19 protein-coding genes are annotated in these 22,679 nt (G+C 67.3%); 12 read left to right on the forward strand and 7 right to left on the reverse strand.

Annotated features, from left to right (window positions below):
- The first annotated feature begins 37 nt into the window (after window positions 1-37).
- The 8 genes from tkt (at window position 38) to KF707C_RS01715 (ending at window position 8,302) form a co-directional block, all read left to right on the forward strand.
- A complete protein-coding gene (tkt, locus tag KF707C_RS01680) occupies window positions 38-2,038 on the forward strand; it encodes a transketolase (RefSeq protein WP_003455497.1) in 2,001 nt (666 codons plus the stop codon).
- Between the two features lie 111 nt (window positions 2,039-2,149).
- Window positions 2,150-3,199 (forward strand): erythrose-4-phosphate dehydrogenase, encoded by a 1,050-nt coding sequence (gene epd / locus KF707C_RS01685; RefSeq protein ID WP_003455495.1) that lies wholly within the window; start codon window positions 2,150-2,152, stop codon window positions 3,197-3,199.
- A gap of 28 nt (window positions 3,200-3,227) precedes the next feature.
- A complete protein-coding gene (locus KF707C_RS01690) occupies window positions 3,228-4,391 on the forward strand; it encodes a phosphoglycerate kinase (protein ID WP_003455492.1) in 1,164 nt (387 codons plus the stop codon).
- A gap of 46 nt (window positions 4,392-4,437) precedes the next feature.
- Window positions 4,438-4,755: an MliC family protein gene (locus tag KF707C_RS01695; RefSeq protein ID WP_003455490.1), complete on the forward strand. Its 318-nt coding sequence runs from the start codon at window positions 4,438-4,440 to the stop codon at window positions 4,753-4,755.
- Between the two features lie 110 nt (window positions 4,756-4,865).
- Entirely contained in the window at window positions 4,866-5,930 is a 1,065-nt protein-coding gene (gene fba / locus KF707C_RS01700) for a class II fructose-bisphosphate aldolase (protein WP_003455473.1), read from the forward strand.
- Between the two features lie 126 nt (window positions 5,931-6,056).
- Entirely contained in the window at window positions 6,057-6,551 is a 495-nt protein-coding gene (locus KF707C_RS01705; RefSeq protein WP_003455472.1) for a YgjP-like metallopeptidase domain-containing protein, read from the forward strand.
- A gap of 52 nt (window positions 6,552-6,603) precedes the next feature.
- Window positions 6,604-7,359: a substrate-binding periplasmic protein gene (locus tag KF707C_RS01710; protein WP_003455471.1), complete on the forward strand. Its 756-nt coding sequence runs from the start codon at window positions 6,604-6,606 to the stop codon at window positions 7,357-7,359.
- Window positions 7,360-7,444: 85 nt separating this feature from the next.
- Window positions 7,445-8,302 (forward strand): HDOD domain-containing protein, encoded by an 858-nt coding sequence (locus KF707C_RS01715; protein ID WP_003455470.1) that lies wholly within the window; start codon window positions 7,445-7,447, stop codon window positions 8,300-8,302.
- Here the strand turns inward: KF707C_RS01715 and KF707C_RS01720 are convergent.
- Window positions 8,299-8,532 carry a DUF1127 domain-containing protein gene (locus KF707C_RS01720; protein ID WP_003455469.1) on the reverse strand — a complete coding sequence of 78 codons (234 nt, stop codon included), beginning with the start codon at window positions 8,530-8,532 and terminating at the stop codon, window positions 8,299-8,301. The genes KF707C_RS01715 and KF707C_RS01720 overlap by 4 nt on opposite strands.
- Before the next feature lie 188 nt (window positions 8,533-8,720).
- Here KF707C_RS01720 and KF707C_RS01725 point away from each other — a divergent pair, with 188 nt between their 5' ends.
- Window positions 8,721-10,136, forward strand: coding sequence for an aminotransferase-like domain-containing protein (locus tag KF707C_RS01725; RefSeq protein WP_003455466.1), 1,416 nt, complete (start codon window positions 8,721-8,723; stop codon window positions 10,134-10,136).
- Window positions 10,137-10,167: 31 nt separating this feature from the next.
- On the opposite strand, the gene KF707C_RS01730 is transcribed toward KF707C_RS01725, so the two are convergent.
- Together KF707C_RS01730 and yccS are read right to left on the reverse strand one after the other, a co-directional pair.
- Window positions 10,168-10,617, reverse strand: coding sequence for an REP-associated tyrosine transposase (locus KF707C_RS01730; protein WP_003455464.1), 450 nt, complete (start codon window positions 10,615-10,617; stop codon window positions 10,168-10,170).
- A gap of 162 nt (window positions 10,618-10,779) precedes the next feature.
- Window positions 10,780-12,957, reverse strand: a complete 2,178-nt coding sequence (gene yccS / locus KF707C_RS01735) for a YccS family putative transporter (protein ID WP_003455463.1) — start codon at window positions 12,955-12,957, stop codon at window positions 10,780-10,782.
- A gap of 216 nt (window positions 12,958-13,173) precedes the next feature.
- On the opposite strand from yccS, the gene KF707C_RS01740 reads away from it, so the two are divergent.
- Window positions 13,174-13,923 (forward strand): substrate-binding periplasmic protein, encoded by a 750-nt coding sequence (locus KF707C_RS01740; protein WP_003455462.1) that lies wholly within the window; start codon window positions 13,174-13,176, stop codon window positions 13,921-13,923.
- 7 nt (window positions 13,924-13,930) lie between these two features.
- On the opposite strand, the gene dbpA is transcribed toward KF707C_RS01740, so the two are convergent.
- The gene (gene dbpA / locus KF707C_RS01745; RefSeq protein WP_003455461.1) at window positions 13,931-15,310 is read right to left on the reverse strand and encodes an ATP-dependent RNA helicase DbpA; all 1,380 of its coding nucleotides are present in this window, start codon (window positions 15,308-15,310) and stop codon (window positions 13,931-13,933) included.
- A gap of 235 nt (window positions 15,311-15,545) precedes the next feature.
- Here dbpA and torT point away from each other — a divergent pair, with 235 nt between their 5' ends.
- A complete protein-coding gene (gene torT, locus KF707C_RS01750) occupies window positions 15,546-16,580 on the forward strand; it encodes a TMAO reductase system periplasmic protein TorT (protein ID WP_003455460.1) in 1,035 nt (344 codons plus the stop codon).
- An 80-nt stretch (window positions 16,581-16,660) separates the two neighbouring features.
- Here the strand turns inward: torT and betA are convergent, their stop codons facing one another.
- The 3 genes from betA to betI form a co-directional block, all read right to left on the reverse strand.
- The gene (betA, locus tag KF707C_RS01755; RefSeq protein WP_003455459.1) at window positions 16,661-18,343 is read right to left on the reverse strand and encodes a choline dehydrogenase; all 1,683 of its coding nucleotides are present in this window, start codon (window positions 18,341-18,343) and stop codon (window positions 16,661-16,663) included.
- A gap of 96 nt (window positions 18,344-18,439) precedes the next feature.
- Complete coding sequence (betB, locus tag KF707C_RS01760; RefSeq protein ID WP_003455458.1) at window positions 18,440-19,912, reverse strand: betaine-aldehyde dehydrogenase; 1,473 nt, start codon at window positions 19,910-19,912, stop codon at window positions 18,440-18,442.
- Window positions 19,913-19,958: 46 nt separating this feature from the next.
- Window positions 19,959-20,552, reverse strand: a complete 594-nt coding sequence (betI, locus tag KF707C_RS01765; RefSeq protein ID WP_003455456.1) for a transcriptional regulator BetI — start codon at window positions 20,550-20,552, stop codon at window positions 19,959-19,961.
- Window positions 20,553-20,840: 288 nt separating this feature from the next.
- On the opposite strand from betI, the gene KF707C_RS01770 reads away from it, so the two are divergent.
- Complete coding sequence (locus KF707C_RS01770; protein WP_051050778.1) at window positions 20,841-22,385, forward strand: BCCT family transporter; 1,545 nt, start codon at window positions 20,841-20,843, stop codon at window positions 22,383-22,385.
- Window positions 22,386-22,679: the final 294 nt, after the last annotated feature.

The raw sequence follows: 22,679 nt of genomic DNA on the forward strand, positions 1-22,679 counted from the left end.
TGATTAGCCGTCTATTCAGACCTGCAGGAGATAAGCGATGCCCAGCCGTCGTGAGCGTGCCAATGCCATTCGTGCCCTGAGCATGGATGCGGTGCAGAAAGCCAACAGCGGCCACCCCGGCGCCCCCATGGGAATGGCCGATATCGCCGAAGTGCTCTGGCGGGATTACCTGCAGCACAACCCGACCAACCCCGAGTGGGCCAACCGGGATCGCTTCGTGCTGTCCAACGGCCACGGCTCGATGCTGGTCTACTCGCTGCTGCACCTGACCGGATACGACCTCTCCATCGAGGACCTGAAGAACTTCCGCCAGTTGCACAGCCGCACCCCGGGTCACCCGGAATACGGCTACACCGCCGGCGTCGAGACCACCACCGGTCCGCTGGGCCAGGGCATCGCCAACGCCGTGGGCTTCGCCCTTGCCGAGAAGGTGCTGGCCGCCCAGTTCAACCGTGACGGCCACGCCATCGTCGATCACAACACCTACGTGTTCCTCGGCGACGGCTGCATGATGGAGGGCATCTCCCATGAAGTCTGCGCCCTGGCCGGCACCCTGGGCCTCGGCAAGCTGATCGCCTTCTACGACGACAACGGCATCTCCATCGACGGCGAAGTCCACGGCTGGTTCACCGACGACACCCCGAAGCGCTTCGAGGCCTACGGCTGGCAGGTGATCCGCAATGTCGACGGCCATGACGCCGACGAGATCAAGACCGCCATCGAGACCGCCCGCAAGACCGGCGACCGTCCGACCCTGATCTGCTGCAAGACCGTGATCGGCTTCGGCTCGCCCAACAAGCAGGGCAAGGAAGAGTGCCACGGCGCGCCGCTGGGCAACGACGAGATCGCCCTGACCCGCGCCGCCCTCGGCTGGAACCACGGCCCCTTCGAAGTCCCGGCCGACATCTATGCCGAGTGGGACGCCAAGGCCGCCGGCGCCGCGCGCGAAGCCGCCTGGAACGAGCGCTTCAACGCCTACGCCGCCGCCTATCCCGAGCTCGCCGCCGAGTTCCAGCGCCGCATCAAGGGCGAGCTGCCGGCCGACTTCTCCGCCAAGGCCGACGCCTACATCGCCGAAGTCGCCGCCAAGGGCGAGACCATCGCCAGCCGCAAGGCCAGCCAGAACGCCCTGAACGCCTTCGGCCCGCTGCTGCCGGAGTTCCTCGGCGGTTCGGCCGACCTCGCCGGCTCCAACCTGACCCTGTGGAAAGGCTGCAAGGGCGTGGCCGCCGATGATGCCTCCGGCAACTACCTGTTCTACGGCGTTCGCGAGTTCGGCATGAGCGCCATCATGAACGGCATCGCCCTGCACGGCGGCTTCATCCCCTACGGCGCCACCTTCCTGGTGTTCATGGAGTACGCCTGCAACGCCGTACGCATGGCCGCCCTGATGAAGAAGCGGGTGCTCTTCGTCTATACCCACGACTCCATCGGCCTGGGCGAGGACGGCCCGACCCACCAGCCCATCGAGCAACTGGGCAGCATGCGCCTGGTGCCGAACCTGGATACCTGGCGCCCGGCCGACGCCGTGGAATCCGCCGTGGCCTGGAAGTCCGCCATCGAGCGCCAGGACGGCCCGAGCGCCCTGGTCTTCTCCCGTCAGAACCTGCCGCACCAGCCGCGCGATGCCGGCCAGATCGCCAACATCGCCCGCGGTGGCTATGTGTTGAAGGACAGTGTTGGCGAGCCCGAACTGATCCTGATCGCCACCGGTTCCGAAGTGGGCCTGGCCGCTCAGGCCTTCGACAAGCTGACCGCCGCCGGCCGCAAGGTGCGCCTGGTGTCCATGCCGTCCACCAGCGTGTTCGACCAGCAGGACGCCGCCTACAAGCAGGCCGTGCTGCCGGTCCAGGTGGGCGCGCGCATCGCCATCGAGGCCGCCCATGTGGACTACTGGTACAAGTACGTGGGCCTGGAAGGCCGCGTGATCGGCATGTCCAGCTTCGGCGAGTCCGCCCCGGCCGGCGCACTGTTCGAGCACTTCGGTTTCACCGTCGAGAACATCGTCGCTACCGCAGAAGAGCTTCTGGACGTCTGACCCCTATCGTAGGAGCGAGCTCCGCTCGCGAAGCTTCGTGCCTCGCGCGGGGTTCGCGAGCAAGGCTCGCTCCTACAGGGTTTCCTGCCCCCCGAACCTCGCGAGCGCCCCATGTCCAGCAATAGTCCCTTCAAAGTCGCCCTGAACGGCTATGGCCGTATCGGCCGCTGCGTGCTGCGCGCGTTGTACGAGCGCGGTGGCCGTGACGGCTTCGAGATCATCGCCCTCAATGACCTGGCCGACCAGGCCAGCATCGAGTACCTGACCCGCTTCGACTCCACCCACGGCCGGTTTCCCGGCGAGGTGAAGGTGGACGGCGACTGCCTGCACATCAACGGCGATTGCGTGAAGGTGTTGCGCAGCGCCGAGCCCGAGGGCATCGACTGGGCCGCCCTGGGCGTGGACCTGGTGCTGGAGTGCTCCGGCCAGTACACCACGCGGGACGAAGCCGAGCGCTTCACCCGCGCCGGTGCGCCCCGGGTGCTGTTCTCCCAGCCGATGGCCAGCGAGGCCGACATCGACGCCACCGTGGTCTTCGGCGTCAACCAGGACAGCCTGGCCGGCGACGAGACGCTGGTGTCCAACGCCTCCTGCACCACCAACTGCGGCGTGCCGCTGCTGAAACTTCTCGACGAGTCCGTGGGTCTGGAATACGTCTCCATCACCACCATCCACTCGGCCATGAACGACCAGCCTGTGATCGACGCCTATCACCACGAAGACCTTCGCCGCACGCGCTCCGCCTTCCAGTCGGTGATCCCGGTGTCCACGGGTCTCGCCCGGGGTATCGAGCGCTTGCTGCCGGAGCTGGCCGGACGCATCCAGGCCAAGGCCATTCGCGTGCCCACGGTGAACGTGTCCTGTCTGGACATCACCCTGCAGACCGCCCGCGACACCTCCGCCGCCGAGATCAACCGGGTGCTGCGGGAGGCCGCCGAGAATGGCCCGCTGCAGGGCCTGCTGGCCTATACCGAGCTGCCCCACGCCAGTTGCGATTTCAACCATGACCCCCATTCGGCCATCGTCGACGGCAGCCAGACCCGCGTGTCCGGCCCGCGCCTGGTGAACCTGCTGGCCTGGTTCGACAACGAATGGGGCTTCGCCAACCGCATGCTCGACACCGCAGGTCACTACCTGCGGGTTTCCGCTGCACCCCGTTAACCACCAGCCCCCGTGAAGGACTGACCCCATGACCGTGTTGAAAATGACCGACCTCGACCTCCAGGGTAAGCGCGTGCTGATCCGTGAGGATCTCAACGTGCCGGTGAAGGACGGCGTCGTGAAGAGTGACGCGCGTATCCTCGCCTCCCTGCCGACCATCAAGCTGGCACTGGAGAAGGGCGCGGCGGTGATGGTCTGCTCCCACCTGGGCCGTCCCACCGAAGGCGAGTTCTCCGAGGAGAACAGCCTCAAGCCGGTGGCCGACTACCTGTCCAGGGCCCTGGGCCGCGAAGTGCCGCTGGTGGCCGACTACCTGGGCGGCGTCGATGTCGCCCCCGGCCAGGTGGTGCTGTTCGAGAATGTGCGTTTCAACAAGGGCGAGAAGAAGAACGCCGATGAGCTGGCCCAGCAGTACGCCGCCCTGTGCGACGTGTTCGTGATGGACGCCTTCGGCACCGCCCACCGCGCCGAGGGTTCCACCCACGGCGTGGCCAAGTTCGCCAAGGTCGCCTGCGCCGGCCCGCTGCTGGCCGCCGAACTGGACGCCCTGGGCAAGGCCCTGGGCAACCCGGCCCGTCCGATGGCCGCCATCGTCGCGGGCTCCAAGGTCTCCACCAAGCTGGACGTGCTGAACTCCCTGAGCCAGGTCTGCGACCAGCTGATCGTCGGCGGCGGCATCGCCAACACCTTCCTCGCCGCGGCGGGCTACAAGGTTGGCAAGTCCCTCCATGAGGCCGACCTGGTCGACACCGCCAAGGCCATCGCCGCCAAGGTCAGCGTGCCCCTGCCGGTGGACGTCGTGGTCGCCAAGGAATTCGCCGAGACGGCCGTCGCCACCATCAAGGCCATCGCCGACGTCGCCGACGACGACATGATCCTCGACATCGGTCCGCAGACCGCCGCCCACTTCGCCGAGCTGCTGAAGTCCTCGAAGACCATTCTCTGGAACGGTCCGGTAGGCGTGTTCGAGTTCGACCAGTTCGGCGAAGGCACCAAGGCGCTCGCCCTGGCCATCGCCGACAGCCCGGCCTTCTCCATCGCCGGTGGTGGCGACACCCTGGCGGCCATCGACAAGTACGGCGTGGCCGAGCGCATCTCCTACATTTCCACCGGCGGCGGCGCCTTCCTCGAGTTCGTCGAGGGCAAGGTCCTGCCGGCCGTGGACGTGCTGGAACAGCGCGCCAAGGCGTGAGCCCGCGGGGGCGTCACCGCTCCCGTGCACAGGGAAGGAGATTCGCATGAGAGCAGCGTTCGCCCTTGTCGCAACGGCCCTGGTGGCCGGTTGCGCGAGCCAAGAGGCGCCGAGCGACAACTGGACCCGCTGGGTCTGCGACAGCCAGACCGAAGTGCTCTGGCGCTTCGCCGATGCGGGTAGGAACAGCATCGACCTGCGCCTGGGCGGCGGCGACATCGCCCATCGCCTGAAGCGGGAGCCTTCGGGCTCCGGCGCCTTGTACAGCGACGGCAACCTGGCCTTCCACACCCGGGGTGAGGAAGGCCTGGTCTACTGGGTCGCCACTGACGACCTCATCGGTCGCGGTTGCAAAGCCCCGTGATATTCCCCCGGGAAGGGCATGACCGCTCCTCCCCGGAAACTTGAACCCGGCCTGCCCCTGGGGCAGGCTTTGCAATCTGACAGCCCACCCACTCGGGAGACTGATACACCATGGCACTCATCAGCATGCGCCAGATGCTGGACCACGCCGCCGAATTCGGCTACGGCGTCCCGGCTTTCAACGTCAACAACCTGGAACAGATGCGCGCCATCATGGAAGCGGCCGACAAGACCGATTCCCCGGTGATCGTGCAGGCTTCCGCCGGTGCCCGCAAATACGCCGGCGCGCCTTTCCTGCGCCACCTGATCCTGGCCGCCATCGAGGAATTCCCCCATATCCCGGTGTGCATGCACCAGGACCACGGCACCAGCCCCGACGTCTGCCAGCGCTCCATCCAGCTGGGCTTCTCCTCGGTGATGATGGACGGCTCCCTGCGCGAAGACGGCAAGACCCCGGCCGACTACGAATACAACGTCCGCGTGACCCAGCAGACCGTTGCCTTCGCCCATGCCTGCGGCGTGTCCGTTGAAGGCGAACTGGGTTGCCTGGGCAGCCTGGAAACCGGCCAGGCCGGCGAGGAAGACGGTGTCGGCGCCGAGGGCATCCTGGACCACAGCCAGATGCTGACCGATCCGGAAGAGGCCGCCGACTTCGTCAAGAAGACCCAGGTCGACGCCCTGGCCATCGCCATCGGCACCAGCCACGGCGCCTACAAGTTCACCAAGCCGCCGACCGGCGACATCCTCGCCATCGACCGCATCAAGGAAATCCACAAGCGCATCCCCAACACCCACCTGGTGATGCACGGTTCCTCCAGCGTTCCGCAGGACTGGCTGGCCATCATCAACGAGTTCGGTGGCGACATTAAGGAAACCTACGGCGTGCCGGTCGAGGAGATCGTCGAGGGCATCAAGTACGGCGTGCGCAAGGTCAACATCGACACCGACCTGCGCCTGGCCTCCACCGGTGCCATCCGTCGCTACATGGCGCAGCATCCGAGCGAGTTCGACCCGCGCAAGTTCTTCAGCGAAACCGTCAAGGCCATGCGCGACATCTGCATCGCCCGCTACGAAGCCTTCGGCACCGCCGGCAATGCCTCCAAGATCAAGCCGATCTCCCTGGAAGGCATGTTCCAGCGCTACGCCAAGGGTGAACTGGACGCCAAGGTCAACTGATCCCACCGCGTTCGAACGAGGAGCCCCGCCATGCGGGGCTCTTTCGTATCCGGCCCCTGACGGAGGGCACGCCGGAACCGGTGGGCTCCGGTAGACTGACGCCCCTTTCGCCGGACCCGCACCGCCATGCATGACCTGAAGTACCTCCGTGGATACCCCGCCGACCTGCTGGCGCAGGTGGCGCGGATGCGCGATGCCGGTCGCCTCGGGGAGTACCTGGAGCGGCGCTATCCGGGCCGTCATGAGGTGCAGAGCGACAAGGCCCTGTACGGCTACGCCATGGAACTGAAGCAGGCGCACCTGCGCAACGCCCCGGCGCCGGACAAGGTGATCTACGACAACAAGCTGGATGTGGTGCACAAGGCCCTGGGGCTGAACACCGCCATTTCCAGGGTCCAGGGCGGCAAGCTGAAGGCGAAGAAGGAGATCCGCGTCGCCTCGCTGTTCAAGGAGGCCGCACCGGCATTCCTCGAAATGATCCTGGTCCACGAACTGGCCCACCTGAAGGAGCGGGACCACACCAAGGCCTTCTACCAGCTCTGCGAGCACATGCTGCCGGGCTATCACCAGTTGGAATTCGACCTGCGCGTCTACCTCACCTGGCGCGAGCTGGAGGGTTGAGTTTCCCGGCGGCTGCTAGGCTCAGGAGAGCGGCCGAGCGAGGTCATCGGACATGTTGGCGATTCACCGCGCCCTCTGCGTCATCCTCTGGGTGCTGGGCCTGGTTCCCTTCGCCGGGGCCCGTGAACTGCTAGCGGTCAGCGCCGAGTTTCCTGGTATCCATTTCACCGCCCCCGATGGCACGCCCCGGGGACTGGGGGTCGACGTGCTGCGGATGATCGCCGCCGAACGGGGTGACCAGGTGCGGTTCGAGATCTATCCCTGGGCGCGGGCCCAGAAAATGGTGGAGGAGGGCCGTGCCGATGTCCTGGTGGGGCCCTATCGCACGGCCGCGCGGGAGCGGCGCTTCCAGTTCGTCGAACCCGGCTTCTACCGCGACAACCTGCGTTTCTACGTCCGGCGCCAGTCGGGCTACAGCTGGGACGGACGCGTCACCAGCATCCAGGGGAGGCGGATCGCGATCATGCACGGTTGGGCCTATGGCGCGCGCTTCGACAGCCTGAAACCCTACCTCGACCTCCACGTGGCCCCTTCGGTGGAGCTGGCGTTCAAGCTGTTGATGGCGGAGCGCGTCGACCTGGTGGCCAGCAACGAACGGGATTCCCGCCCGCGCATCGCCGAGCTCGGCCTGGAGGGCGACGTGAGTCCGCTGGAGCCGGTCATCGACACCCAGGTGGGCTATTTCGCGCTGCCCCGGGGGGAGTCCCAGCGACCTCTGCGGGAAGACATCGAGCGCATTCTTCGGCGGATGCGTGCCGATGGTCGGCTGGCTGAGCTCGCTCGTCCCTATGCTGTGCCCTTGCCCTGAACGGAGCGTCTGATTGGGCAGGGGAGGTGGGCGCGCACCCGGCGTGTGGGTACACTGCCGCCCCACCGGAACGGGGAGAGTCGGATTGAGCGCAGCAGAGTCGGATTACTCGGTCTACCGCAAGGTGGTCACACAGCTGATGAACGGCGAGGAGCAATTGCCCAGCCTGCCGATGATCACTCTCGACATCCGCCGCGCCCTGACCGATCCCAATGTCACGGTGGCCAAGCTCAAGCAGCTCATCAGCCGCGACCCGGCCCTCAGCGCCCTGCTGATGAAGCACGCCTCCAGCATCATGTTCCGTTCCAGCCAGCCTCCCAGGACCCTGGAGGACGTGATTCGCCTGCTGGGGCTGCAGGAGGTGGACCGCGTCACCCTGGTCCACAGCCTGAAAAGCCTGTTCACGCTCCACAGCGCCGCCCACAAGCAGCTGTTCATCGGCGTGTGGGGGCGGCTCACCCGCCAGGCCGCCGTCAGTGCGGCGCTGGCGCGGCCGCTGGGCATTCCCTCGCCCGATCATGCACTGCTGGCCAGCCTGCTCTGCGACGTGGGCGAACTGGCCGTGCTCTCCGCGTTCAAGGACGCCAGCCAGGTGCCCAGCGCCGAGGTGTTCACCCGCCTGTGTCGGGAATACGGCCAGTCCCTGAGCGTGATCGTGTTGAAGAAGTGGGCCGTGGACGATGCCTATATCCAGGTGGTGCGGGGCGCCCGGCAGTGGGACCTCGACAGCGGCCCCCGGTTGTCCCTGGTGGACCTGGTCAACCTCGGCATCTGGCACGCCCTGAGGGACGAGCATCCCGCGCCCCGCCTGCCCGCCCTCGGCGAGCTCGCCGCCTATCGCAAGCTGGCGCCGCCCCTGGATGGCCTGGACGCCGGCGGTGGCCTGGCCCTGGTGTTCGCCCACCAGGACAGCATCAGGCGCACCGCCAGCCTCCTCCGCTAGCTTTTCCAGAAGGGCTTGCGACCCTCCTCCAGCGCCTGCGCCCGGCTCAGGCCGATATCCTTGAGCGCCCGGTCGTCCAGTGCCAGCAGGGCGCGGCGGGTATGCAGGCGCATCCAGAAGCGGCTCCAGCGGTTCCCGGGCATCGGCGGCGTCCCCGTCACCCGGGCGCAGTGCTCCCGTTCCAGCTCCACCGCGCGAAGCGTCAGGCGTACATCGCTCAAGCCATTCATGCTGCGTTCTCCTCGTGCCCTGTGATGAATCGGGGTGGAGTCATGATGGCTAGCGGCAGAAAAAGGATACAGATTCACGATCTGTATATTTTTTTCATACAGAAGGCGTGTTTTTCTATCTGAATCTTCCGTTTCGATGCGATCTGTATGGTTGCGTGGGCGGGTATCGGGTGAATCGAGGGGCTGTCATGAAACTCTACATCAAGCTGGCCGAAACCCTGGGCGAACGTATCGAGCAGGGCTACTACCGACCGGGCGACCGCCTGCCTTCGGTGCGGGCCCTGAGCCAGGAGCACGGCGTCAGCCTGAGTACGGTGCAGCAGGCCTATCGCATCCTCGAGGATGGCGGCCTGGTGGAGCCGCGACCGAAGTCGGGCTACTTCGTCCCGCCGCGCCGCCAGGCGCCGGCGTTGCCCGCCGTCAGCCGCACGCCCCAGCGGCCGGTGGATGTGTCCCAGTGGAACGATGTGCTCGACCTGGTCAAGCGCAGTGCCCGGGACAGCGTGATCCAGTTGGGGCGCGGCATGCCGGACATCTCCAGCCCGACCCTGAAGCCGCTGTTGCGCAGTCTCGGCCGCATCAGCCGCCGCCAGGACGGCAGCGGGCTCTATTACGACAGCATCCACGGCACCGAAGCCCTGCGGGAGCAGGTGGCGCGCCTGATGCTGGACTCGGGCTGCCAGGTCCCCCCGGACGACATCGTCATCACCACCGGTTGCCACGAGGCGCTGTCGGTGGCGATCCGTTCCACCTGCGAGCCGGGGGACATCGTCGCGGTGGACTCGCCCAGCTTCCACGGTGCCATGCAGACCCTGAAGGGGTTCGGCATGAAGGCCCTGGAACTGCCCACGGACCCGCTCAACGGCATCAGCCTGGAGGCTTTGGAAATGGCCCTGGAGCAGTGGCCGATCAAGCTGATCCAGCTCACGCCCAGCTGCAACAACCCCTTGGGCTACATCATGCCGGAGGCCCGCAAACGCGCCCTGCTGACCCTGGCCCAGCGGTATGACGTACCGATCCTGGAGGACGATGTCTACGGCGACCTGGCCTATCAGTATCCGCGTCCGCGCAGCATCAAGTCCTTCGACGAGGATGGTCGGGTGCTGTTCTGCAGTTCGTTTTCCAAGACCGTCGCGCCGGGCATCCGCGTCGGCTGGATAGCCCCCGGCCGCTACCTCGACCGGGTGCTGCACATGAAGTACATCTCCACCGGCGCCACCGCCACCCAGCCCCAGCTGGCGCTGGCGGAGTTCCTCGGCCAGGGCCACTACGAGCCCCACCTGCGGCGCATGCGCAGCCAGTACCAGCACAGCCGCGACCAGATGATCGACTGGGTGATGCGCTACTTCCCCGAGGGCACCCGTGCCAGCCGGCCCCAGGGCAGCTTCATGCTCTGGGTGGAGCTGGCCGAGGATTTCGACACCCTGCGCCTCAACCGCGCCCTGCTGCCCAAGGGGGTACAGATCGCCGCCGGCAGCATCTTTTCCGCCTCCGGCAAGTACCGGAACTGCCTGCGGATGAACTACTCCGCCAAGCCCACGCCGGTGATCGAGGCGGCGGTGCGGGCGGTGGGGGAGACCATCAGGGAGATGCTGGGGGAATAGGCGACGGGCCATCTCCCCGCCCAGGGATTCGTCAGAGCCATTGGGCATCCCAAGACGGATAGTCGCCGATGCGTTTCACCAGCCCTGCCCTCAGGGGACGGGCCACGATGTCGCGGGCGACCTGGATCAGGTCGGATTCTCGCCTGAGGGCGTGGTCGCGGAAACCCGCCTGCCAGATCGATCCGCCCGTTTCCAGAACCCCTCCGAGGCGGCGCGCCGAGCGGCCCTTGAACACCTTGATCGCATTGGCGAGCCCGATGGGGCCCCGCAACTGAAGCAGCCAATGCAGGTGGTCGGGCATCAGGACCCAGGCGAGGGAGTGGACGATGTTCTGCTCCTGGAGGCGGCGCATTTCCGCGATGACGAGGCGCGCATGGCTGAAGTCTTCGAAGAGTGGGCGGCGCCCCGCCGTCGTGAGGGTGATGTGGTGGACCTGTCCTGGGATGGACAGCCCGCCGCGTCGCTGGTCCTTGCTCGGCATATCCATTGCCTCCTCGGGGGGAAGGCAAAGACTTTACGAGTCGAAGTCGTCGATGTGCGCCCGACTGCCGGTGGAACGGGCTGATTGCGACGGGCCGGTTTCCGCCCGGCCATGAGGCCTGTTCGCGAATCGATGGACCTCATCGGACAGGGCTGAGTGGCGCTACCCCGCCTTTCCCTCGTTCAACAGATGCGCCGCCAGCGTCCGCAACGGCCCCAGCTGGCGACAGACCAGGCCCAGCTCGGTCTGGACCAGCCGCGGGCGGTCGTCCATGTCCTCGGGGAGTTGCGCCAGCTCCCGGGCCAGGGCGTCCTCCTCGTCGCACTGGATGCTGACGCTGCGCTTCTCCGTCAGGCTTCCGGCGATCTCGTCGAGGCTGGCGGCGATGCGTTCGGCGGCGGTTTCGACGGTGGGCGCCAGGGCCTCGCCCGGCGTCTCGCTGCGGTGGGCGCCCAGGGCGGAGAGGTAGCTGAGCAGGGTGTGGGACAGCACCAGGAAACGAAAGCCGATGTCCGCCTCCTTCCGGAAATGGCCGGGCTCCATGAGCATGTTGGACAGGGTGGTGGACAGCGCGGCGTCGGCGTTGTGGGCGTTGCGCCTGGCCAGGCGGTAGGCCAGGTCGTCGCGCTTGCCGCTGGCGTACTGCTGCATGATCTGCCGCAGGTAGCGGGCGTTGCAGGACAGGGTGTTGGCCACCACCTGGTTGAGTCGCCGACCCTGCCAGTCCGGGAGGATGAAGATCACCGCCAGGCCGGCGATCAGCGCCCCCAGCAGGGTGTCCACCAGCCGTGGCAGGAACAGGCCGTAGCTGTCGCCGATCTGGTTGAAGCAGAACAGCACCAGCAGGGTGATGGCGGCGGTGGCCAGGGTGTAGCGGGTGGCGCGGGTGGCGAAGAAGATCACCCCCGCGACCACGGCGAAGGCCGATTGCACCAGGGCGTTGGGGAAGAGGTCGAACAGCGCCCAGCCCAGGGCCAGGCCCAGCAGGGTGCCGGCGATCCGCTGCACCAGCTTGCGCCTCGTGGCGCCGAAGTTGGGTTGGCAGACGAAGACCGTGGTCAGCAGGATCCAGTAGCCCTGCTCCGGGTGGATCAGGTGCAGCACGCCGTAGCCGGTGGCCAGGGCCAGGGCCATGCGCAGGGCGTGGCGGAATACCGGCGAGGTGGGCGTGAGGTGCTGCTTGAGGCGCTCCCAGACGTCCATCAGGCCCTGGGGCGAGCGGTCCAGCAGGCTGGCGTCCTGGGCTTCGGCCAGGGCGTCGGGGTTGCTGGCGTCGGTGAGCAGGCGGTCCAGGGTGGCGAGGTTGCGGGCCAGCGCGTTGAGCGAGCGCAACAGGCCGCGCCAGGCCGGGTTGCTCTGGATGCGCAGGTGCTCCAGGGACTTGTTGAGGTCTTCCAGCGCCTGGGTGCCGTCCAGGTAGTCGAAGGGCTGGCGCATGCGGATGGCCCGCCCGAGGGCCTGGCAGGCGCCGCCCTGCTGGCGCAGCAGGCGCTGGCAGCGGAACAGCACGTCGCTGTGGAAGAAGGCCTCGGCCAGCTCGTTGTAGGGGTGGTGCGAGGAGCTGGCGCGCTCATGGATATCCTGGGCGAGGAAATAGAGCTTCAGGTAGCGGTTGACCTTGGGGCCCGGCCGGCCGTTGCCGACCCGGTGCAGGATGATCTCCTTGGCCGCGTTCAGCGCCGCCACCACCTGGCCGTTCTGTCGCGCCAGCTCCAGGCGGCGGGCCTCCTGGTCGAGGTGGCGGACGGGTTCCAGCAGCGCGGACTTCAGCTTCAGGTACTGGCCCAGCTCGCGGAACACCCGGGCCAGGCTCTGTTGCACCGGCTGGTGGGTGAAGAGGGCCTGCCAGAGCACCGAAAGCAGGCCGTACCAGGCCGCACCGGCGACCAGCAGCACGGGCTCGCGCCAGAGGTTGGCAGGGCTGCCATCCCGCTGGTCCACGCCGATCATGGTGTAGATCGAGAGGATCAGGGTGGCCGAGGCGATGGTGGCGTAGCGCTCCCCCAGGGCGCCGAGCATGGTCAGGCCGAAGCTGGCCAGCGCCAGGGCGCCGACGAACACCCAGGGATAGGGGAACAGCAGCTCCACCGACAGCGAGGCGATGCTGAAGCAGCCGAGGGTGACCAGCAGCGCGGTGAGGCGGCCTTGCCAGCTGTCGTCGGTCTCCGCCAGGGCGCTGGCGATGATGCCGAGGAACAGGGGAATCAGCAGGTCCATGCGGTCCTGCTGCCAGCAGAGCGCCATGCTCCCGGTGAGGGCGATGAAGACGCGCAGGCTGTAGCTGAACTTGTCCACCGCCCAGAGGCGGCGCAGCGTGTGAACGAAGGGTGTTGAGGGCATAGGGGCCTTGTGGGCGTCAGGGCTGCGGGCTACAGCCTAAGGGAGGCGATTCGTGCTGTCAGCCACTCGAGCCATTCGATGTAGGTGATGGAGAAGAGTCGCTGGGGCTTGAGTGAACATTCAGGTACGAAAGTACAGACTGGCGCTGGTGGCGATTCCCGATTTGGTGCAGTCTTGACGAGCTTGCCGGTCGAACCTGATCTCGGATGCCTGTGCATGAGGAATCGTTGTGGTGTTGTCCTGGTTGCCCTCCTGCTCGCCTGCACGAACACCGTCGCCGAGACGTTGCGCATTGCGGCGGATGTCTGGCCACCCTTCGCCGACGCCCGGTTGCCGGGCAACGGCCTGGCTACGGAACTGGTCGCCACGGCCCTGAAGCGGGCGGGGCACCGCAGCGAGTACGTCCAGGCACCCTGGGCCCGCGTGCTGCGAGGGGTGCAGCTGGGCGAGTACGACCTGGTGGTGAACGCCTGGTACAGCGATGAACGCAACGTGTTCGGCCACTTCTCCCGGCCCTACCTGACCAATCGCATCCTCTTCCTCAAGCGCAAGGGCGCCCCGGTGGAGGTCCGCTCCCCGGCGGACCTGGGTCGCTACAGCATCGCGGCGGTGCGTGGCTACAGCTACCTGCCGGGCTTCGACGCCGACGTCAGCCTGGACAAGGTGATGGTGAAGGATTTCCAGATGGGCGCCCGGATGCTGGCTGCCGGCCGGGTGGACCTGACCCTCGAGGATGAGCTGGTGGCCCGCTACTACCTCAACGGCGAGTTGAAGGGCATTCGCGAGCGGCTGGAGTTCCTGCCCCGGCCGCTGTCGGAGAACGGCCTGCATATCCTGGTGCGTCGCAGCCACCCGCGACACGAGGCGCTGGTGGAGGATTTCGACCAGGCCATGGACGCCATGCGCGAAGACGGGACCTACGCCGCGATCTTCGCCCGCCACGGCCTCCCGCCGCCCGGGAACTGAGTCCGCCTCAGAGAATGCGCACCTTGTAGCTGCGCCCCTTGATCTTCCCTTCCGACAGGCGCTTCAGCGCCTGCCTGGCGACGCCCCGCTCCACGGCGACGAAGGCCTGGAAGTCGAAGATGGCGATCTTGCCCACCTGGCTGCCGGGCAGGCCCGCTTCGCCGGTCAGGGCGCCGAGGATATCGCCGGGGCGGAGTTTCTCCTTGCGGCCACCGCTGATGCACAGGGTGCTCATGGGCGGCAACAGCGGCTCGCGGTTCTTCACGATCAGCTCATCCAGGCGCTGCCAGTTCAGTGGAGACTGCTGGAGGGTCTCGATGGCCTGGGCGCGCTGGGCTTCCGCCGGGGCCACCAGGCTCAGGGCCAGGCCCTTCTCGCCGGCACGGCCACTGCGTCCGACGCGGTGGATGTGGATTTCCGGGTCCCGGGACAGTTCGACGTTGATCACCAGTTCCAGCCCGGCGATATCCAGCCCGCGTGCGGCGACGTCGGTGGCCACCAGCACGCTGCAGCTCTGGTTGGCGAACAGGGCCAGCACCTGGTCACGCTCGCGCTGTTCCAGGTCGCCATGCAGGGATTGGGCGGAGACGCCCTGTTGCTGCAGGTACGCCTCCAGTTCCTGGCATTGCTGGCGGGTGGCGCAGAAGGCCACGCAGGATTGCGGGCGGTTGGCCTGCAGGAGGCGAAGCACCGCCTCCATGCGCTGGCGCGGGTCGATCTCGTAGAAGCGCTGCTCGATCTGGCTGTCGTCGTGCAGGGCTTCCACCTTCACCTGTTGCGGGTCGCGCATGAAGGTCCTGGCCAGCTGGGCGATGCCGTCCGGGTAGGTGGCGGAGAACAGCAGGGTCTGCCGACGCGCCGGGAGCTGCTGGATGATGTCCGCGATGCTGTCGTAGAAGCCCATGTCCAGCATGCGGTCGGCCTCGTCCAGCACCAGGGTGTTCAGTCCGTCCAGCACCAGCGTGCCCTTGCGCAGGTGTTCCTGCACGCGGCCGGGGGTGCCCACCACCACGTGGGCGCCATGCTCAAGCGAGCCCACCTGGGGCCCGAAGGGCACGCCGCCGCAGAGGGTCAGCACCTTGATATTGCCGTGGCCACGGGCCAGGCGGCGGAGTTCCTTGGTCACCTGGTCGGCCAGCTCACGGGTGGGGCAGAGCACCAGGGCCTGGCAGCCGAAGAAGCGCGGGTTCAGCGGCTCCAGCAGGCCGATGCCGAAGGCGGCGGTCTTGCCGCTGCCGGTCTTGGCCTGGGCGATCAGGTCACGCCCCTTGAGGATCAGCGGCAGGCTTTCGGCCTGGATCGGCGTCATGTCGCGGTAGCCCAGGCTCTCCAGGTTGGCCAGGGTGGCCGGGGAAAGGGGCAGGGAGGTGAAGGCGGTGGTGGTCACGGGGCGGGCCTGTCGATCGAAATGGCGCGCAGTGTAGCAGGCCGCCGCGCGCCTTCCCGGTCACTCGTCGAGGCCCGGGTACAGCCGGAGGTGCGCGGACGCTTTCCCGGGACGCCTGGAAGGCGATTGCCGCCGCAGGCCCTGCCCGTTGACCCCGGACAAGAGCGGGGTGGCGATTGGCTGCTAGGCTTGCGACTATTCCCTCGACTTCACCCTTCCCTACCATGGATGGCCCATGCGGACGTTCTGTGCCCTGTTGCTGAGTTTCCTGGTCGTCGTTCCCGTCCGGGCGACGGAGTGGTTCCCGTTGCCGGTGAACATCGATGGCCGCGAGGCCAGCTACCGGCCCCTCACGGCGGCGAGCAAGCCCTGGCGCATCTGCGCCCTGCTGCCCCACGGCATGGACCGCTACTGGTGGGGCGTTGCCTGGGGGCTGGATGAGGAATCGCGGCGCCAGGGGGTGCATCTCGGGGTCTACGAAGCGGGGGGCTACCAGCACGCGGCCATGCAGAAGGCGCAACTGGCCCGCTGCATCCAGTTGGCCGCCGACGCCTATGTGATCGCGGCGATCAACACCCGGGGGCTTTGCGCTGAGCTGGACGAGCTGGCGCGCAGACGGGTCCCGGTGATCGACCTGGTGAACCGCATCGAGTGCCCCGGCGTGACCGCCCGCTCCCAGGTGGACTTCGCCGAGATGGCCCGGGCGGCGCTGAACTACATCCTCGAACACAGCGAAGGGCGGCCGGTTCGCGTCGGCTGGCTACCGGGGCCGCAGGATGCGGGCTGGGTGCTGGACGCCGAGCGTGGCCTGGCCGAGGCCAGCGTGGAGGGCCGGGTGGTGGTGGTCACGGGCGGCTACGGACCGGTGGACCGCTCGAGCCAGGCGGTGCTGGTGCGCCGCCTGCTGGCGCGCGAGCCACAGCTGGACTACATCCTCGGCAACGCCGAGGCGGCGGCCTTCGCCGGCCAGCTGGTGCGCACCGGTGGGCAGCGCTACAAGGCGCAGGTGGTGTCGCTCTATGCCACCGAGCGGGTCCTGGAGGCGATCGCCGACGGTACGGTGCTGGCCGCCCCCACGGATTCCCCGGTGATCCAGGCGCGGGTGGCGGTGGACCTGGCGGTCCGGGCGCTGGAAGGCAAGGGCATGCCGGAACGGGTCAGCCCGCGCATCGAGGTGATCGACAAGCGGAGCCTGGGGCGTTTCGACATCTCGCACCTGATGCCGCCCAGCGGCCATTGGATGATCCGCCAGGAGCTGCCGGAGCAGTAGCGGGAGGGCGGTCTTTCCCGGAAGACGAAACGGCCCCTGGCGCGCTGCGCCAGGGGCCGTCTTCGTTGATGCCGCTGCGCTTACAGCTTGCGCATCGGCGTGCCGCGAACCGGCTTGTCGCCGGCCACGTAGTAGCGGGCGGTGCTGCGGGGCAGCGGCTGGCGACCACGGATTCGGTCGGCGATCTTCTCGGCCATCATGATGGTGGTGGCGTTGAGGTTGCCGGTGATGATCTCCGGCATGATCGAGGCGTCCACCACCCGCAGGCCATCCACGCCGTGCACGCGGCCCTGGCCGTCCACCACCGCCATGTCGTCGGTGCCCATCTTGCAGGAGCAGGACGGGTGGAAGGCGGTTTCCGCGTGGTTGCGGATGAAGTCGTCCAGTTCGGCGTCGCTCTGCTTGTCCACGCCCGGGCTCAGCTCGCGGCCGCGATAGGGATCGAGGGCCGGCTGGGCCATGATCTCGCGGGTGAGGCGGATACCGTCGCGGAACTCCTGCCAGTCCTGTTCGTGGGACATGTAGTTGAACAGGATGCTCGGATGCTGGCGCGGGTCGCGGGACTTGAGGTGGATGCGACCCCGGCTGGGCGAGCGCATGGAGCCCATGTGGGCCTGGAAGCCGTGTTCCTGCACGCCCTTGCTGCCGTTGTAGTTGATGGCGACCGGGAGGAAGTGGAACTGGATGTTGGGCCAGGCGAATTCCGGGCGGGTGCGGATGAAACCACCGGCTTCGAACTGGTTGCTGGCGCCGAGGCCGGTGCCGAGGAACATCCACTGGGCGCCGATGGCCGGCTGGTTCCACCACTTGGTGGCCGGGTAGATCGACACCGGTTCCTTGCAGGCGTACTGCAGGTAGAGCTCCAGGTGGTCCTGGAGGTTGGCGCCGACGCCGGGCAGGTCGTGGACCACGGGGATGTCCAGGTCTCGCAGCAGGGCGCTGGGGCCGACGCCGGAGCGTTGCAGCAGCTGCGGCGAGGCGATGGCGCCGCTGCAGACGATCACTTCGCGGCGGGCGTGGGCGGTCACGGCGCTGTCGCTGTTGCCCTGCAGGTAGGTGACGCCGATGGCGCGCTTGCCGCTGAACAGCACGCGGTCGGTCAGCGCGTGGGTGACTATGGTCAGGTTCGGGCGGTTGCGCGCCTGGTCCAGGTAGCCACGGCCGGTGGCGGCGCGGCGGCCTTCCGGGGTCACGGTGCGGTCCATCGGGCCGAAGCCTTCCTGCTGGTAGCCGTTCAGGTCGTCGGTGCGCGGGTAGCCGGCCTGCACGCCGGCCTCGACCATGGCGTGGAACAGCGGGTTGTTGCCGGCCTTGGGCGTGGTCACGCTCACCGGGCCGTCGCCGCCGTGGTAGTCGTTGGGGCCGATGTCGCGGGTTTCCGCCTTGCGGAAATAGGGCAGGCAATCGAGGTAGGTCCAGTCCTCCAGGCCCGGCAGCTTGGCCCAGCCGTCGAAGTCCAGGGCGTTGCCGCGGATGTAGCACATGCCGTTGATCAGCGAGGAGCCGCCCAGGCCCTTGCCACGGCCGCACTCCATGCGGCGGTTGTTCATGTAGGGCTCGGGATCGGTCTCGTAGGCCCAGTTGTAGCGGCGGCCCTGCAGCGGGAAGGCGAGGGCGGCGGGCATCTGGGTGCGGAAGTCGAGGCGGTAGTCGGGGCCACCGGCTTCCAGCAGCAGGACGCTGACGTCGGCGTCTTCGGTCAGGCGGGTCGCCAGGACGTTACCGGCCGAGCCCGCGCCGACGATGATGTAATCGAATTCCATTGGATAGTCTCCTCCTTCGGAGGGATGAAAGCGGAAGGCGGGAGCGCCGCGGCTGTGGGGATCAGCCGTCGGCGCCCGGCGCGCTGGATCGTCTGCTCAGAACACCGAGGCGTAGTCGCCCAGTTCCACCTGCACCGACTTGATGCGGGTGTAGTGGGCGAGCGTGGTGATGCCGTTCTCGCGGCCGACGCCGGACTGCTTGTAGCCGCCCACCGGCATTTCGGCGGGGGACTCGCCCCAGGTGTTGATCCAGCAGATGCCGGCTTCCAGCTTGTGGATCGCGCGGTGGGCGCGGGCCAGGTCGCGGGTGACGACGCCGGCGGCGAGGCCGTAGTCGGTGTCGTTGGCGCGGCGGATCACTTCCTCTTCGGTCTTGTAGGTGAGGATGCTCATCACCGGGCCGAAGATCTCTTCGCGGACGATGGTCATGTCGTCACGGCAGTCGGCGAACACGGTGGGCGACACGTACGCGCCCTTGGCGAACTCGCCGTCGCTCACGCGCTCGCCGCCGATCACCAGGCGGGCGCCTTCCTTGCGGCCGGCCTCGATGTAGCCCAGCACGCTTTCCATGTGGGCGAAGCTGGTGAGCGGACCGAAGTTGGTGCTGGGGTCTTCCGGATTGCCCAGGCGGATGCGCTTCACGCGCTCAAGCACCTTGGCCTCGAAGGCGGCGGCCAGCGCCTTGGGCACGAACACGCGGGTGCCGTTGGTGCAGACCTGGCCGGAGCTGAAGAAGTTGGCCATGACGGCGATGTCGGCGGCGCGGTCCAGGTCGGCGTCGTCGAAGATGATCAGCGGCGACTTGCCGCCCAGTTCCATGGTCACTTCCTTCAGCGAGGAGCTGGAGGCGCTGGCCATGACCTTCTTGCCGGTGGAGGTGCCGCCGGTGAAGGAGATCTTCTCGATCTGCGGGTGCTCGGTCAGCCACTGGCCGACTTCACGGCCGCTGCCGGTGAGCACGTTGAACACGCCGTCCGGCACGCCGGCCTCGGTGTAGATCTCGGCCAGCTTCAGGGCGGTCAGCGGGGTGACTTCGCTGGGCTTGAAGATCATGGCGTTGCCGGCGGCGAGCGCCGGGGCGGATTTCCACATGGCGATCTGGATCGGGTAGTTCCAGGCGCCGATGCCGGCGACCACGCCGAGCGGCTCGCGGCGGGTGTAGACGAAGCTGGTTTCGCGCAGGGGGATCTGCTCGCCTTCCAGGGCGGGGATCAGGCCGGCGTAGTACTCGATCACGTCGGCGCCGGTGACGATGTCCACCGCCTGGGTCTCGGCCAGGGGCTTGCCGGTGTCGAGGGTTTCCAGCGCGGCCAGTTCATCGTTGCGCAGGCGGAGGATGTCCACGGCGCGACGCAGGATGCGCGAGCGCTGCATGGCGGTCATGGCGGCCCAGACCTTCTGGCCCTCGATGGCGCTGGCGACGGCACGTTCGACGTCCTCCTTGCTGGCGCGCTGGACCTTGGCCAGGACCTCGCCGGTGGCGGGGTTGACGGTCTCGAAGGTGGCGCCGCTGGTGGCGTCGACATAGCCGCCGCCGATGTAGAGCTTCTGTTCGTCGAATCGAGCCATGGTGGTGTCCTCTCTTGTAAGTGTTGAGCGCAAGGCGGCCGGGCGGTCAGGCCGCCTGCTTGGCCAGTTGTTGATCAAGGAATTCGTAGGCGATGTGGCGGGCCTGTTCGGTATCGAAGGCCTCGCCGGACAGGGCGCCGCGCAACCAGAGGCCGTCGATCAGCGCGGCCAGGCCGCGAGCGGCGGCGCGGGCGCTGTTCGGGTCCAGTTCACGGCGGAACTGCCAGCACAGGTTGGAATAGAGCCGCAGGTCGTTGATGCGCTGGAGCCGGCGCAGGGCGGGCTGGTGCATGCTGCTGGCCCAGAACGCCAGCCAGGTCTTCATGGCCGGGCCGTTGACCTGGGTCTCGTCGAAGTTGCCGTCGATGATGGAGCGGATGTAGCCCCGCGCGCTGTCGTCGCCCATGGCGACGCGGCGCTTGCGCACGGCGTCCTGCAGGTCGCCCATGAGGTAGCGCATGGTGGCTTCGAGCAGGCCGTTCTTGTCCTGGAAGTAGTGGCTGATGATGCCGTTGGAGACGCCCGCCAGCTTGGCGATGTAGGAAATGCTGGCGTCGCCCATGCCCACCTGGTCCACCGCGTCGAGCGTGGCGTGGATCAACTGGGTGCGGCGCAGGGGCTGCATTCCGACTTTGGGCATGGGGGATTTCCTCCTCTTCCGGAACCATTCCGGACGGGTTGAAATCCAGCCTACTTTATTTTGATTGATCGTTCAAACAACAAAGAATATGCTCCGCGCCGTGGATCGGGATGCGGCAGTTCGCCGCACCTGATTCCAGGCCTTCGGCCGGCGGAATCCGTTCGTCGCCGGCCGAAGGCGCGGGTCTGTTTTGCGCCCTTTGGCGTCTGCTTTCACTGCCCTGGAATGTCCTTCATGAGCCAAGCTCCAATAACAACAAGCCCTGGGAAGGTGCGCTTGAACCCGGTCGTGTTCTTCGGGTCCACGGCGCTGATCCTGCTTCTCACGGTCGCCTTGATCACCTTCCCCGAAGACGCCGGCACCCTGCTCGGCAAGGCCCAGGCCTGGCTGTCCCGCAGCTTCGGCTGGTACTACATGCTGGCCATCGGCGCCTACCTGTTCTTCGTCCTCTACGTCGCCTTCTCCCGCTACGGCCAGCTGCGCCTGGGGGCCGACGACAGCAAGCCGGACTTCAGCTACGGCGCCTGGGCCGGGATGCTGTTCTCCTCCGGCATCGGCATCTCGCTGCTCTACTTCGCCGCTTCCGAGCCCATCGACCACCTCTTCAACCCGCCGGAAGGGCAGCCGGGCAGCCAGCAGGCCGCGCGCCAGGCGCTGCAGCTGACCTTCCTCCACTGGGGCGTGCATGGCTGGGCCATCTATGCGCTGGTGGGCCTGGCGGTGGGCTACTTCGCCTACCGCCACAACAAGCCGCTGGCGCTGCGTTCGGCGCTCTACCCGCTGTTCGGCGAGCGGCGGATGAAAGGCGGCGTGGGCAACGCGGTGGACTGCTTCGGCATCTTCGTGACCCTGCTGGGCCTGGTGACCAACCTCGGCATCGGCTCGCTGCAGGTGTCCTCGGGCCTGGAGTACCTGTTCGGCCTGCCCCACAGCCAGGGCGCCCTGCTGGCGGTGATCCTGGTGATGAGCGCGGTGGCCACCCTGGCCGCGGTGTCGGGCATCGAGAAGGGCATCCGCCGCCTCTCGAACCTCAACATCATCCTGTTCAGCGGGCTGCTGGTGTTCGTGCTGCTGGCCGGACAGACCCTGCACCTGCTCAACGGTTTCGTGCAGAACCTGGGGGATTACCTCAACGGCCTGGTGCTGAAGACCTTCGACCTCTACGTCTACACCGGCCAGTCCGGCAAGAGCGAGGAGTGGATGGGCCTGTGGACCCTGTTCTACTGGGCCTGGTGGATTTCCTGGGCACCCTTCGTCGGCATGTTCGTGGCGCGCATTTCCCGAGGCCGTACCGTGCGTGAGCTGGTGAGTGGCGTGCTGCTGATCCCGCTGGGCTTCACCCTGGCCTGGCTGTCGGTGTTCGGCAACAGCGCCATCGACCTGGTGATGAACCAGAACGCCGCCGACCTCGGCAAGGCCGCGCTGGAGCAGCCGGCGATGTCCATCTACCTGCTGCTGGAGCACTACCCCTGGTCCAAGGTGGTGATCGGCCTGTCCATCTGCGTGGGCTTCGTGCTCTTCCTGACCCCGGCGGATTCCGGTTCGGTGATGCTGGCCAACCTGTCCCGGGAGGAAGGCGACCTGGATGAGGACGCGCCCAACTGGCTGCGGATCTTCTGGTCCGTGGTGGTGACCCTGGCGACCATCGGCCTGCTCTTCGCCGGCAACTTCACCGCGATGCAGACGGTGGTGGTGCTGGCCGGCCTGCCGTTCTCGGTGGTGCTGCTGCTCTACATGTTCGCCCTGCTCAAGCAGATGAAGGCGGACGTGGCGGCGCAGCAGCCGGCGCCCGTCCCGGCCAAGGTGGTCGAGTTGCGCGGCGAGGCCGCCTGAGCGGCGAGACGTCGACAACGAAGAAGCCCGGTCAGTTGACCGGGCTTTTTTGATGCGTCGCGGATTGTCGGGGAATGCCTGTTCACGCCTGGCTGGCAATCTGGTGTGAGTGCCCTGACGATTTCCCAGCTTGCGGATGTTTCCCTCACCCCCGCCCCTCTCCCTGAAGAGGAGAGGGGTGACTCGCGCTGGCGAGTCCAGGTAGCCCTGAAGCCTTTACGGACCCGAAATGACGCAATGAAGGTGAAGTCGTGCGAATCGCCCCTTCAGAAGGCCGAGCGGAATCGTTGCGCA

This window comes from Pseudomonas furukawaii, from assembly GCF_002355475.1.
Taxonomy (GTDB): Bacteria; Pseudomonadota; Gammaproteobacteria; order Pseudomonadales; family Pseudomonadaceae; genus Metapseudomonas; species Metapseudomonas furukawaii.